The sequence below is a fragment of the Amycolatopsis sp. NPDC050768 genome (assembly GCF_040654155.1).
Lineage (GTDB): Bacteria > Actinomycetota > Actinomycetes > Mycobacteriales > Pseudonocardiaceae > Amycolatopsis.
Genome location: NZ_JBFAHL010000004.1, coordinates 396,383 through 408,542, shown reverse-complemented (window position 1 = coordinate 408,542; position 12,160 = coordinate 396,383). Strand labels below are relative to the sequence as shown.

General features: G+C 71.8%; 13 protein-coding genes. 9 read left to right on the top strand and 4 right to left on the bottom strand.

Annotated features, from left to right (window positions below):
• The first annotated feature begins 122 nt into the window (after window positions 1-122).
• The 3 genes from AB0H62_RS15045 to AB0H62_RS15035 are packed head-to-tail and all read left to right on the top strand — an operon-like array spanning window position 123 to window position 2,676.
• Window positions 123-1,487 (top strand): pitrilysin family protein, encoded by a 1,365-nt coding sequence (locus AB0H62_RS15045; RefSeq protein ID WP_360586656.1) that lies wholly within the window; start codon window positions 123-125, stop codon window positions 1,485-1,487.
• On the top strand, window positions 1,484-2,233 hold the full coding sequence (dapB, locus tag AB0H62_RS15040) for a 4-hydroxy-tetrahydrodipicolinate reductase (protein WP_220242293.1): 750 nt from the start codon (window positions 1,484-1,486) through the stop codon (window positions 2,231-2,233). The genes AB0H62_RS15045 and dapB overlap by 4 nt, the downstream gene beginning before the upstream one ends.
• Window positions 2,230-2,676 (top strand): tetratricopeptide repeat protein, encoded by a 447-nt coding sequence (locus tag AB0H62_RS15035; RefSeq protein ID WP_220242292.1) that lies wholly within the window; start codon window positions 2,230-2,232, stop codon window positions 2,674-2,676. The genes dapB and AB0H62_RS15035 overlap by 4 nt, the downstream gene beginning before the upstream one ends.
• A gap of 88 nt (window positions 2,677-2,764) precedes the next feature.
• On the opposite strand, the gene AB0H62_RS15030 is transcribed toward AB0H62_RS15035, so the two are convergent.
• Window positions 2,765-3,292 (bottom strand): hypothetical protein, encoded by a 528-nt coding sequence (locus tag AB0H62_RS15030; RefSeq protein ID WP_220242291.1) that lies wholly within the window; start codon window positions 3,290-3,292, stop codon window positions 2,765-2,767.
• 167 nt (window positions 3,293-3,459) lie between these two features.
• On the opposite strand from AB0H62_RS15030, the gene AB0H62_RS15025 reads away from it, so the two are divergent.
• Window positions 3,460-3,939, top strand: coding sequence for a GtrA family protein (locus AB0H62_RS15025; RefSeq protein WP_360586452.1), 480 nt, complete (start codon window positions 3,460-3,462; stop codon window positions 3,937-3,939).
• Here the strand turns inward: AB0H62_RS15025 and AB0H62_RS15020 are convergent.
• Window positions 3,929-4,489 carry a GNAT family N-acetyltransferase gene (locus AB0H62_RS15020; RefSeq protein WP_220242289.1) on the bottom strand — a complete coding sequence of 187 codons (561 nt, stop codon included), beginning with the start codon at window positions 4,487-4,489 and terminating at the stop codon, window positions 3,929-3,931. The genes AB0H62_RS15025 and AB0H62_RS15020 overlap by 11 nt on opposite strands.
• A gap of 64 nt (window positions 4,490-4,553) precedes the next feature.
• On the opposite strand from AB0H62_RS15020, the gene AB0H62_RS15015 reads away from it, so the two are divergent.
• Window positions 4,554-5,768, top strand: coding sequence for a crosslink repair DNA glycosylase YcaQ family protein (locus AB0H62_RS15015; protein WP_360586449.1), 1,215 nt, complete (start codon window positions 4,554-4,556; stop codon window positions 5,766-5,768).
• Window positions 5,769-6,349: 581 nt separating this feature from the next.
• On the opposite strand, the gene AB0H62_RS15010 is transcribed toward AB0H62_RS15015, so the two are convergent.
• The gene (locus tag AB0H62_RS15010) at window positions 6,350-7,339 is read right to left on the bottom strand and encodes a DUF4097 family beta strand repeat-containing protein (protein ID WP_220242287.1); all 990 of its coding nucleotides are present in this window, start codon (window positions 7,337-7,339) and stop codon (window positions 6,350-6,352) included.
• A 15-nt stretch (window positions 7,340-7,354) separates the two neighbouring features.
• On the bottom strand, window positions 7,355-7,861 hold the full coding sequence (locus tag AB0H62_RS15005; protein ID WP_220242286.1) for a toxin-antitoxin system HicB family antitoxin: 507 nt from the start codon (window positions 7,859-7,861) through the stop codon (window positions 7,355-7,357).
• 130 nt (window positions 7,862-7,991) lie between these two features.
• On the opposite strand from AB0H62_RS15005, the gene thyX reads away from it, so the two are divergent.
• From thyX to AB0H62_RS14985, 4 genes are all read left to right on the top strand, one after another.
• Window positions 7,992-8,744: an FAD-dependent thymidylate synthase gene (gene thyX / locus AB0H62_RS15000; RefSeq protein WP_220242285.1), complete on the top strand. Its 753-nt coding sequence runs from the start codon at window positions 7,992-7,994 to the stop codon at window positions 8,742-8,744.
• Window positions 8,744-9,142, top strand: a complete 399-nt coding sequence (locus AB0H62_RS14995) for an ACT domain-containing protein (RefSeq protein WP_220242284.1) — start codon at window positions 8,744-8,746, stop codon at window positions 9,140-9,142. The genes thyX and AB0H62_RS14995 overlap by 1 nt, the downstream gene beginning before the upstream one ends.
• Before the next feature lie 153 nt (window positions 9,143-9,295).
• Window positions 9,296-10,537 carry an Nramp family divalent metal transporter gene (locus AB0H62_RS14990; protein ID WP_220242283.1) on the top strand — a complete coding sequence of 414 codons (1,242 nt, stop codon included), beginning with the start codon at window positions 9,296-9,298 and terminating at the stop codon, window positions 10,535-10,537.
• Between the two features lie 87 nt (window positions 10,538-10,624).
• Complete coding sequence (locus AB0H62_RS14985) at window positions 10,625-12,112, top strand: serine/threonine-protein kinase (protein ID WP_220242282.1); 1,488 nt, start codon at window positions 10,625-10,627, stop codon at window positions 12,110-12,112.
• Window positions 12,113-12,160: the final 48 nt, after the last annotated feature.

Genomic DNA, 12,160 nt, shown 5'->3' with positions numbered 1-12,160 from the left:
CTGGTGACCGTTCCCGCCGTGGCTGTGGCCGGATCGGTGCTCATCAGCACAGCTCTCCCGTCGAAGGCCTCCTCGCGGAAACGGCGCGAGGAGGCCTTCACGGCATCGTGAGTAAGGAACCCATGGCACGGCAGGTTTCCGGGCACGAGCAGCCCGTCGGCAGCACCCGCACGCTCGAGTCCACTCCGGACGGTGCGATCGTCAGGCGGAGCGTGCTCCCCGGCGGCCTGCGGGTGATCACCGAGTACGTCCCGGCGTCGCGCTCGGCCACGGTGGGGTTGTGGGTCGGCGTCGGTTCGCGCGACGAGCCGCTCGCCGTCGCGGGGGCCGCGCACTACCTGGAACACCTGCTGTTCAAGGGAACCGCCAACCGGGACGCTACGCAGATCGCCGAGGAGATCGACGCCGTCGGCGGTGAGTTCAACGCGTTCACGGCCAAGGAACACACCTGCTACTACGCGCAGGTGCTCGACGCCGACCTGCCGCTGGCCATGGACCTCGTGACCGACGTGGTGTTCGAGGCGCTGTGCACCGACCGCGACATGGACACCGAGCGCAGCGTGGTGCTCGAAGAGATCGCGATGCGCGACGACGACCCCGAGGACCTGCTGCACGAGACGTTCGTGGGCGCGATCCTCGGCGAGCACCCGCTCGGCCGGCCGGTGCTGGGCACCGAGAAGTCCATCACGGAGATGTCGCCCATGGCGTTGCGCGGCTTCTACAAGCGCCGCTACACGATGCCGCGGATGGTGCTCGCGGTCGCCGGGAACATCGAGCACAACCAGGTGCTTCGCCTGGTGCGCAAGGCTTTGGGTGATCGGCTCAACGGCGCGGGCGTCCCGGTGCCGCCGCGGGCGGGCCGCGCGCGCATCCAGACCGTGCCGAAGCTGGCGCTGCACACCGACGACACCGAGCAGGCCCACGTGATGCTCGGGATGCGCTCGCTGCCGCGCCACGACGAGCGCCGCTTCGCGCTGTCGGTGCTCAACGCGGCGCTGGGCGGCGGCATGAGCTCGCGGCTGTTCCAGGAGATCCGGGAGCGGCGCGGGCTCGCCTACCAGGTGTACTCGTCGGTGGCGAGCTACGCCGACACCGGGCACATGGCCGTGTACGCGGGCTGCCAGCCGGAGCGGCTCGGGCAGGTCGCGGGCGTGATCCGCGAGGTGCTCGACGGCGTCGCCGCCGACGGGCTGACCGACGCCGAGGTGGCGCGAGCCAAGGGGCAGCTGCGCGGCGGATTGGTGCTGGGCCTGGAGGACACGTCGTCGCGCATGTCGCGCATCGGCAAGAACGAGCTGAACTACGGCCGTTACCTGGGTGTCGACGACACCGTGGCCCGGGTGGACGCGGTGACGACCGAAGAGGTGTGTGCGCTGGCTCGCACTCTGCTGCGCCGCCCCGGTGGGGTGTCGTCGGCGGCGGTCGTGGGGCCGTACGCTCACGCCGACGACCTGCCGGACGATCTGCACGAGGTGATCGCGTCATGACCGACTCCCTGATCCGCGTCGGCGTGCTGGGCGCGCGCGGCCGCATGGGTGCGACGGTGGTGAACGCCGTCGAAGGCGCCGCCGACCTGAAGCTGGTGGCCGCGCTCGACGCCGGAGACGACTTCGCGCCGCTGGGCGAGGCCCAGGTGGTGGTGGACTTCACCCACCCCGACGCCGTGATGGACAACCTGCGGTACTTGATCGAGCACGACCTGCACGCCGTGGTCGGCACGACCGGGTTCAGCGAGGAGCGGCTGGCGGAGGTGCGTTCGCTGCTCGCCGGGAAGCCTTCGCTGGGCGTACTGGTCGCGCCGAACTTCGCGCTGGGCGCGGTGCTGGCGATGCGCTTCGCGGCTCAGGCGGCGCGGTTCTACGCGTCGGCCGAGATCATCGAGCTGCACCACAACCGCAAGGCCGACGCACCGTCGGGCACCGCTTCGCACACCGCGCGCATGATCGGCGAGGCGCGCCGGGCCGCCGGCCTGGAACCGGGTCCGGACGCCACGACGTCCGAACTGGACGGTGCCCGCGGGGCGCGGGTTTCGGAGGTTCCGGTGCACTCCGTGCGCCTGCCGGGATTGGTGGCGCACGAGGAGATCCTGTTCGGCGGCGAGGGGGAGACCCTGACCATCCGGCACGACTCGCTGGACCGCACGTCGTTCATGCCCGGGGTGCTGCTGGGTGTGCGTTCGGTGGTGTCGCGCCCCGGCCTCACGGTCGGCCTGGAGAACGTGCTCGACCTGTGAGGGCCCGCAACATCGCGCTGCTGCTGACCGCCGCGCTGGTCGTGTACCTGGTCCTGCTGGCGGACCGGGCCGTGGCGCTGTTCGCCACCGGTTCGCCCGCGGGCATCGCGCTCGGCGTGGGCGTGTTCGTGCTGCCGCTGCTGGGCGTGTGGATCGTGGTGGCCACCTGGCGTTCCGGCCTGCAGATCCAGCGCCTCTCCCGTCGCCTCGACGCGGAGGGCGCGCTGCCCGACGTGTCCGACCTCCCGCGCCGCCCGTCCGGCCGCGTCGACCGCACCGCCGCCGACACCTGGTTCGACGCCCGCCGCGAGGAAGTCCAGGCCAACTCCGAGGACTGGCGCGCGTGGTACCGCCTCGCCTACGCCTACGACATCGCGGGCGACCGCCGCCGCGCCCGGGCGACGATGCGCAAGGCAGTGGAACTGGAAGCCGCCGACCGCTGAAAAGCAGGGGTCGCCGCGGAACAGGGGTTGCCGTTCCGCGGCGTCCGTGCGGGTCGACGATGCAGCGATGACCCGGCCGCCGAGTGGCTCAGTGCATCCAGCCCGCGAGCAGCGCCGGCGACGCCGCCAGCAGGCTGAACCGCACCCAGCGGCCCGCGAGCCCCGCGGCCAGGAACGTGACCAGCCGCATCCGCACCATGCCGGCGAGCACGCTCGTCGCCATGAAGGGCGGGAGGCCGATGAGCGAGCTGACGCCGTAGGTGCCCGCCATCCAGTGCGGGTGGCGCTGGCAGCGTTCGCGCAGGGCTTCGATCTTGGCGCGCAGCACCTTGGTGCGCCGGTGCCAGCGGTCGCGGCGGGCGCTGGGCAGGCGTTCGCGGTGGAGGCGGTTGTGGAGGCGATCGTGCAAAAACGGCGGGAGGCGGATGGAGCCGCGCGCGGCGAGGTAGTACAGCAGCTTGCCGGCGATCTGGCCGACGGCGACGGCCGCGCCGAGCCACAGCCAGTGCACGTCGTGCTGGCTGGCGCAGAGGCCGACCACGAACAGTTCCGCGTTCACGACCGGCACGATCGCCGAGCCGAACGCGACGCCGAGCGTCACGAGCAACCAGCCCATCGTGCCTCCCCCCTGAAGTGAACCGCCCGAAGTGATCCTCGTCATTCGAGGCTAGCAGTCGTCACGAAAAGGTCACGGGGGCTAACCCCCCTATTCCGGCGGGTGCTGACCCCAGAAGATCACCTGGACGTTCGGTTCAGGACACCTCCACCTGCCACCATTCGGGCGTGACCGACGTGCCCTTCGCCGATCGCTTCGCCGGGTTCTGCGCGGCCGTCGTCCGAGTCCTGCCCTTCGGGCTTTCGCGTCTCGTCGCGCCGAGCTTCCTCGGGTTCGTGATCATCAACGGGTTCACGTTCGGCGTCGACCTCGGGCTGCTGACGGTGTTCCACAGCAGCCTCGGCTGGCCGGTGTGGTTGGCGATCAGCGCGTCCTACGTACTCGCGTTCGCGCTCAGCTTCGTGCTCAACCGCGCGCTGAACTTCCGCTCGCACGCGCCCGTCGGGCGCCAGGCGGTGCTGTACGTGGTGGCGATCGGGGTGAACTACGCGGCGTTCCTGCTGGGCGTCGGCGCCGGGCTCGCCGCACTGGGCATGGAGTATCACCTGTCGCGGCTGATCGCGGGGGCGTGCGAGGGCGTGTTCATGTACTCGGTGATGCGCTGGGTCGTCTTCGCGAAGCGCGAAGAGCCCGCCGTCAGTGCGTGAGGTCCAGCTGCAACGTGCCGGTGAGGCGCACTTCGCGCAACGTGCCGCGGCCCGTGTCGAGGGTGCGCACGGTCCCGTCGGGCGCCCAGCCCGCGCGCCGGTAGAACCCGAGCGTCGGGTGGTCCGACTGCGCGACCCACGTGACGCCGCGGTCGAGCCCGTCTGAGCGCAGGTCGGCGGCGGCCGTGCCGAGCAGCCGACCGGCGTGCCCGCGGCGGCCCCAGCGCGGCTCGACGACGAGCGTCGCGATCAGCGCGGTGGTGGCGGCGTCGGGCGGGGCGGTGCCGTCAGCGGTGGCGATCTCGTCGGCGGGCGCGGGGCCGGCCACGCAGTAGCCGACGGTGAACTCGCCTTCCACCGCGAGGTAGACCCGCGTGGCGGGGAACTCGATGGTCTCGGCCCACGTGCCTTCGAGGTCGGCGGCGTCGAGCGCGTCGATGGCCTCGGCGCCCAGCAGGTCGGTGTAGGCCGCCCGCCAGGTGAGGCGCTGGATGCGGGCGATCTCCGCGGCGTCGGACAGGCTCGCGGGACGGACTTCGGCGGCACTCACGCGGGGGAATCTACCGCCCGCCGTCGCGGAAACTGTCGGGGGCGGCTGGCACGATGGACCGACCATGCAGACGATCAGCCTTCAAGCGACCCGCCGCACGGCGCTGGCCGCGCAGGGGTTCGCCGACGCGCGCTCCGCCGCGCCGCCCACCCGCCGGCACCTGGCCAAGGTGCTTTCGCGTGTCCAGCTGCTGCAGCTGGACTCAGTCAACGTCGCCGTCCGCGCGCACTACATGCCCGTGTTCTCGCGCCTGGGCGCCTACGACCAGGCCCTCGTCGACGACGCCGCCTGGACCGGCACCGCGCGCAAACCGCGGATGCTCGTCGAGTCGTGGGCTCACGAAGCGAGCCTGCTGCCCGTCGAAGACTGGCCGCTCCTGCGCTCCGGCGCCAAACGCGACGGCTGGTGGCGCAACTACACCCGCGTCGTCGACACCGTCCCGGGCCTGATCGACGACGTGCTCGCCATCGTCAAGGAACACGGCCCCATCGGCGCGGGCGCCATCGAGAAGGTGCTCGAAGCGGAGGTCGCCGGCCGTGGGCCCGGCGCGTGGTGGGAACGCTCGGTGGTGAAGAAGGCGTGCGAGTACCTGTTCGGCCTCGGCCGCCTGTCCACGGGCACGCGCCGGTCGTTCGAGCGGCTCTACGACCTGACCGAACGCGTGGTGCCGCCGGAGATCCTTTCCCGGCAGGTGTCGGCCGAGGAGGGTGCCCGTGGCCTGATCGACCGCTCCGCGCGTGCTCTCGGCGTGGCCACGGAGACCGACCTGCGCGACTACTACCGGCTCGGCCCGGACGTCGCGCGCCAGGCCGTCGCCGAACTGGTCGAAGCGGGCACCCTGGAACCCGTCCAGGTCCGCGACTGGCGCGGCATCGCCTACCGGCACACGGCCGCTCGCACCCCGCGCGCGGTGACCGGGCGGGCCCTGCTGTGCCCGTTCGACCCGCTCATCTGGGAACGCGCCCGCACCGAGCGGCTCTTCGGCTTCCGCTACCGCATCGAGATCTACGTGCCGGAACCCAAGCGGCTCTACGGCTACTACGTCTTCCCGTTCCTGCTCGACGGTTCGCTGGCCGCCCGCGTGGACCTCAAGTCCGACCGCGCCGCCGGCGTGCTGCGCGTGCAGGGCTCCTTCGCCGAGGAGGGCGCCGACGTGCCGCGGGTCGCCGACGAGCTGGCGGGGGAGCTGGCGCACATGGCGCAGTGGCTCGGGTTGGACGGCGTGGCGGTGGGCCCGCGCGGTGACCTGGCGGGGCCGTTGTCGCGCGCGGTGCGCTGAGCGACGCTTGAACGCGTTGCGGCGCAGGGAGTTCGCGCCGGAACAGGTGGGCGGACGAGAAGCGGTGGGCCGGAGCGGATATCTGGCGCCGACGCTGCTCACCGGGCGGCACGGCCGGTTCCGGCGACCTGGCGACCTGGTGGTGCGGTTGTCACGCGTATTGCGGGGGGTCAGACTCGAACGCCTTGCCGGGCGGGTGCTTCGCGCGGCGGAGCCTGCGTGTCGCACGAAGCCTCACGCCTGACCACGGGTGTGCACCCTGGCGGAAGAGCCGGTTTCATGGGCATGGCGGTGCTCTTGGCGCGGGTGGTGCGCCGAGCTGGCCTGAATGCGTTGCCGGGCAAGGGTCTCGCGCGGGAGTTGCCGTCCGGCGAGATGTGGCGGGCCGGAGCGGATTCCTGCCGCAGGGGAGCTGGGCACCTGGCGGGAAAGTCGATGTTCGGCGGCGGAGTGCCTGGTGTGCCGAAAGCGCGTTCACCGAGCCAGAATTCCTTGCTGCACAAGGGTTTCGTGCCGGACAGGCTGTGGATACGAAGCGGCGGGCCGGACCGGATGCCTCGGTCCGGCCCGCCGCCTCCCCCTTAGCCGGCCGCGCGGGTCACCACCGCGTTGCCGGTGCCGGTGCGGGCGCGGACGCGCAGGGTGGTGCCCGCTTCGGGCGGCACGTCGGACACGTCCAGCTCGCTGTGGACGCGGCCCGCGGACGAGGCGAGCTCGACTTCGGCCGCGACGCCGCGGCGGATGCCCACGCGGACTTCGCCGGAGCCGGTGATCAGATCGACCGAGCCGGAGGCCGCTTCGGCGACGGAGAGGTCGCCGCTGCCGGTGCGGGCCATGACTTCGCCCGCGACGGAGCCGAGCCAGACGTTGCCGGTGCCCGTGGCGAGAGTCGCGGAGCCCGAGACGGACGCCGCCTCCACCGAGCCGCTGCCGGTGCGCAGCTGGAGGCCGGCGGGCGTCGGGCCGAGCTTCACGCGGCCCGTGCCGGTGCGCACGGTGGCGGCGCCGTCGGCCTGTTCCAGGGTGACCTCGCCGGAGCCGGTGAGGATGTCGGCGCGCCCGGCGGTGCCGGTGACCGTGACGTCGGCGGCGCCGGCGCGGACCTCCACGTGGGAGCCCTTCGGCGCGTGCACGGTGACGGCCACCGGCACGTTCCGCAGCTGCCACTCCTTCGCCGCCCGCACCATGAGCCGGTTGCCGGTCTTCTCGATGCGCGCCTGGCGCACCGCGTCGGCCGGCGAGGCGTCCGCGGTCACGCCCAGCTGGTCGCCGAAGCGCTCGCCGACCCACGACAGCAGGTTGTTCACACCACTGACCCACGGTGGCTGCTCGCCGACGTCGTGCCGCAGGTCGACCCGCGCGCCGGACTCGCGGTCCAGCACCAGCTCCACGCGGCCGATCGTCACGCCGACGTCGAGCTCCAGCGGGCCGTCGGCCTCGAACTCCTGTGAACGCGCCAGCGGATCGTCCGAAGTGGACGAACCAAAGTCAGCCGCGGCGACAGCCTCCTCCGCCGCACCAGCGACGGCTTCCTCGGCGGCTTCGTCCCGATTGGAATTTTCTTCACTCATCGTCGCTTCCGCCTTCTAGCTCTGGACCCAGCCGTGCAGCTTGGTCTCCGAGCGGCCGCCCTGGTGGTGCCGCTGCTGGTGGTGCTGCGCCTGGCCGAGCGCCCCCTGCACGGCCTGGGCGACGAACGTGTTGAGCGAGACCCCCTGCGCGGCCGCCGCCTGCTCGGCCTGGCTCTTGATCTGTTCCACGAGCCGCAGCGTGATGCGCGAGATGTCTCCGCCGTCGATGGGCGGGGGCGGCGTGCGCGCCTGGTCCGTCCGGGCCGGTTCGCCGGGCTCGGGTGCGCCGGTCACGACCACGCGCACGTCGCGGCCGTCGAGCCGGACGTCCACGACCTGGCCCGGCAGGGCGGCGGTCACCTCGGCGGCGAGGTCGGCCAGCGCGTTCATCAACGTGAGCCGGGCCGAGGGTTCGAGTGCGGACGAAAGGAGAGCGGCCGTGCGCCGGGTCTGCTCGTCCCCGGCGGAGGCCGTGTTCGCGAGGTCTTCGCGAAGGTTCGCGATGTACGGCGTCAGGTCCATGACACCACTATGACGTCACATGTGACGTCAGTCAAGGACGTCGTGACATCAAGTGGTGTCACGCCGGTGTCGAACACACAAGCGGTTAGAGTGCGGGCCGGGAGCCGCAAGCCGGAGAGGGAGTGCTGACGTGGTCGAGACCGTGTCGCCCAGAGTGCAACTGGTCGCGAAAACGGAGTTCTTCCCGCCGGAGGACGTGCCGTGGACGACGGACGCCGACGGGGGACAGGCCCTGGCCGAGTTCGCCGGGCGCGCCTGCTACCAGTCGTGGAAGAAGCCGAATCCGAAGACGGCCACCAACGCCGGGTACATCGACCACATCATCGAGGTCGGCCACCTTTCCGTGCTGGAGCACGGATCCGTGAGCTTCTACATCACCGGCATCTCGCGCTCGCTCACCCACGAGCTCATCCGCCACCGCCACTTCTCCTACTCGCAGCTCTCACAGCGCTACGTTCCCGAGCGTGACGCGGCCTTCGTCGAGCCCGACGTGATCGCGAACGACCCCGAACTGCACGAGAAGTTCCTCAAGGCCGCGCAGGCGAGCGCCGACGCCTACACCGAGCTGCTCGCCGGGCTCGAGGAGAAGTTCGCCGACGCGCCGAGCGCCACGCTGCGCCGCAAGCAGGCTCGCCAGGCCGCTCGCTCCGTGCTCCCGAACGCCACCGAGACGCGCATCGTCGTCACCGGCAACTACCGCGCCTGGCGCCACTTCGTGGCCATGCGCGCCACCGAGCACGCCGACGTCGAGATCCGCGCGCTGGCCATCGAGTGCCTGCGGGAGCTGCAGAAGGCCGCGGGCAACGTGTTCGCCGACTTCACCATCTCCACCCTGCCCGACGGCACCGAGGTCGCCTCGAGCCCGAAGGTGCTCGAAGGCTGATGAAACGACTCGCGATCGACGTCCGCCCGGGCGATTACTCGGTGGTGCGCCTGCCCGCCGACGCACCGGTGCCCGCAGACCTGCTCGACCCCGCCGAGCCCGCGCTCGTGTCCGTCACCCGCACGCCGGAGGAGCTTTCGGTGATCTGCCCGACGGGCCGCGAGCCCTCGGGTGGCGTCGTCGAGCACGGCTGGCGCCTGATGAGCGTGCGCGGCCCGCTGGAGTTCACGCTCACCGGCGTGATCTCGGCGCTGGCCTCGGAACTTGCTGCCGCCGGCGTCGCGCTGTTCTCACTGTCCACTTTCGACACCGACCACATCCTCGTGCGCGCCGCGGAGCTCGACCGCGCGGTGAAGGCGTTCCGCGACGCCGGCCACGAGGTCGGCCTGCCCGCCTGAGCAGACTCACGACGACGGCCCTCCGCCCGCAAGGCGGAGGGCCGTCGTTGTCCGATACGGCCAACCGGCTGGTGGCCGAGCACACCCTTGCCCTGGAAAGTTCGGCGTGCCTAAACTTCGAGTTGGGACACCCGATAGATGGAGGGCGACGAGATGGCAGTGGCGGAAGCGGTCCGACCCAGGCGGCTCGCCCGCCTGCGTGCGGGCTCGGCTCTGCTCGGTCCGGCGTTCGTCGCCGCCGTGGCGTACGTGGATCCGGGCAACGTCGCGTCCAACATCAGCGCGGGCGCGCGGTTCGGGTACCTGCTGGTGTGGGTGATCGTCGCGGCGAACCTGATGGCCGTGCTGGTGCAGTACCTGTCGGCGAAGCTCGGCCTGGTCACGGGCCGTTCGCTGCCCGAGGCGCTGCGCGAGCGGCTGCCGCGCTCGGCGCGGCTGGCGTACTGGGCGCAGGCCGAGGTGGTCGCCGTGGCGACGGACCTGGCCGAGGTCGTCGGGGGCGCCATCGCGCTGAACCTGCTGTTCGACCTGCCGCTCGTGGTCGGCGGCCTGATCACCGGCTTCGTGTCGCTGACGTTGCTCGCGGTGCAGGACCGCGGCGGCCAGCGCCCGTTCGAACGTGTCGTGACGGGTCTGCTCGCCGTGATCGCCATAGGCTTCCTGGCGAGCCTGTTCGTGGAGCCGCCCTCGGCGTCGGGGATCGCGAGCGGGCTCGTGCCGCGCTTCGATGGCGCCGACAGCGTGCTGATCGCCGCCGCGATGCTCGGCGCCACCGTGATGCCGCACGCGGTCTACCTGCACTCCGGGCTCGTCCGCGACCGCCACGGCACGCCTGCGCCCGAGAAGCGGCGACGCCTGCTTCGTGCGACCCGCTACGACGTCGGCCTCGCGATGCTCCTCGCCGGCGCGGTCAACCTCGGCATGCTGCTGCTCGCCGCCACGAACCTGCAAGGCCTGCCCGGCGTCGACTCGATCGAGGGCGCGCACGGAGCCGTCGCCACAGCGCTCGGCCCGACGGTGGCGCTGCTGTTCGCGATCGGGTTGCTGGCCTCGGGCCTCGCGTCCACGTCGGTCGGCGCCTACGCGGGCGCGATGATCATGCAAGGCTTGCTGCGCAAGAAGTTCCCGATCCTCGTGCGCCGGCTCGTCACGCTCACGCCGGCGATCCTGGTGCTCGCGCTGGGCGCCGACCCGAGTGCGGCGCTGGTGGTGTCGCAGGTGGTGCTGTCGTTCGGCATCCCGTTCGCGCTCGTGCCGCTGATCCGTCTCACGTCGGACGCGCAGCTCATGGGCACCGACGTGAACCGCCGGATCACCACCGTGCTGGCGTGGTGCGTCGCGGCCGTGATCATCACGCTCAACATCGCGCTCATCTACCTCACCGTCGCGGGCTGAAACCGGGGCTGAAACCCGAAGGAACCGGCTTGGGCCTCGCGCGGTCCGACTAGCATCTGCGCGACCCCGAACGAGGAGCCCGGCCCCGTGACCGACGAACAGACGCGTCCGTACGACCCGACTCGCCCGGCGCCCGGGCCGCGGCTCGTCGCCGGCCGCTACCTGCTGCTGGGTGAGCTCGGCCGCGGCGGCATGGGCGTGGTGTGGCGCGCGCAGGACCAGGTGATCGGCCGCCAGGTGGCCATCAAGGAACTGCGGCTGCCGGACACGGAGGGCCAAGCCGTGTTCTCCGAACGCGTGCTGCGTGAGGTTCGCACCGGCGGGCGGCTCAACGACCCGGCCGTGGTCACGGTCTACGACATCATCACCGACAACGGCACCACGTTCATCGTGATGGAGCTCGTCGAGGCCCCGACGCTGGCCGACCTCGTGCGCCGCCAGGGCCCGATGCCTGCCGCGCACGTCGCGGTGATCGGCGACCGCGTGCTCGCCGCGCTGCAGGCCGCGCACGCCGCCGGGATCGTGCACCGCGACGTGAAGCCCGCCAACATCATGGTCGCGCCCGACGGCCGCGTGAAGCTCACCGACTTCGGCATCGCGCACGCCATCGACGACCCACGCCTCACCACGAGCGGCGTGATCGTGGGCTCGCCGGCGTTCATGGCGCCTGAACGCGTCGAGGGCCGCGAGGCCATGCCCGAGTCGGACCTGTGGTCACTCGGCGCGACGCTGTTCTTCGCCGTGGAGGGCATCGTCGCGTTCGAACGGCCGACCACGGCCGCGACGCTGCACGCGATCATGACCGAGGTCCCGTACCTCACCCGCGGCCAGGGCCCGCTCGCCGCGGCGATCCTCGGGCTGCTGGTGACCAAGCCGGAGGCGCGGCTCACGGCCCCGCAGACCCGGAACCTGCTCGCCACCGCGGCCGGTCAGCCGCCCACGCCGCCGTCGGGCAGCACCGCTCCGGCACTCGGCACCGCCCCGACGCGGGTCGCCGCGCCGCCGAAGGGCTCGCGCCGCGGCCGGTGGCTCGCCGGCGCCGCCGTGCTCGTCGTCGCCGCGCTGGTCGGCGGCTTCTTCCTCGGCAAACCCGTGTGGACGCCGAAGGTCGACCCGCAGCTGCAGCCCACCGTCACCTACGGCCCCGACGGCTTTCTCAAGACGCAGATCGGCCTGTCCTACCGCTGCTTCAACGCGGCAGTGCAGCAGGGTGTCGTCATCGGCGACGACAACAGCGCGACGTGCGAGAAAAGCCACACCCTCGAGGTCTACGACGTCGGTGACATCCTGCCGACCGAGAACTACAGCAGCGACGGCGCGCAGGTCGCCGCCTACCCCGGTCTCGAGTCCGTGACCCGGCTCGCCGAGGCGCGCTGCGCGGCGTCGTTCCACTCGTCGGTGGTGCCGGAAAACCAGCGGGCAGGCCTGACCTACCAGGCGATCGTGCCCACCCAGCGCCAGTGGGAGCTCGCGCCGCCCAACGACTACAGCCAGCCCAGCCGAGAGTTCTACTGCGTGCTCGCGAAGCCCGGCAACGCCCAGATCCCGGCGCAGATCACCACTAAGATCAAGTGACCGGGGCGAGATGTTCCGCCCGGCGCCCGCCCGGCCGGGAAAATCTCC

Bases quoted from the DNA above. Each gene is read 5' to 3' on its own strand.
- AB0H62_RS15010 (WP_220242287.1), bottom strand. From the start codon at position 7,339: ATGAGTGAAGAAAATTCCAATCGGGACGAAGCCGCCGAGGAAGCCGTC.
- AB0H62_RS15045 (WP_360586656.1), top strand. From the start codon at position 123: ATGGCACGGCAGGTTTCCGGGCACGAGCAGCCCGTCGGCAGCACCCGC.
- AB0H62_RS15030 (WP_220242291.1), bottom strand. From the start codon at position 3,292: ATGGGCTGGTTGCTCGTGACGCTCGGCGTCGCGTTCGGCTCGGCGATC.
- AB0H62_RS14990 (WP_220242283.1), top strand. From the start codon at position 9,296: ATGGCAGTGGCGGAAGCGGTCCGACCCAGGCGGCTCGCCCGCCTGCGT.
- AB0H62_RS15015 (WP_360586449.1), top strand. From the start codon at position 4,554: ATGCAGACGATCAGCCTTCAAGCGACCCGCCGCACGGCGCTGGCCGCG.
- AB0H62_RS14995 (WP_220242284.1), top strand. From the start codon at position 8,744: ATGAAACGACTCGCGATCGACGTCCGCCCGGGCGATTACTCGGTGGTG.
- AB0H62_RS15005 (WP_220242286.1), bottom strand. From the start codon at position 7,861: ATGGACCTGACGCCGTACATCGCGAACCTTCGCGAAGACCTCGCGAAC.
- dapB (WP_220242293.1), top strand. From the start codon at position 1,484: ATGACCGACTCCCTGATCCGCGTCGGCGTGCTGGGCGCGCGCGGCCGC.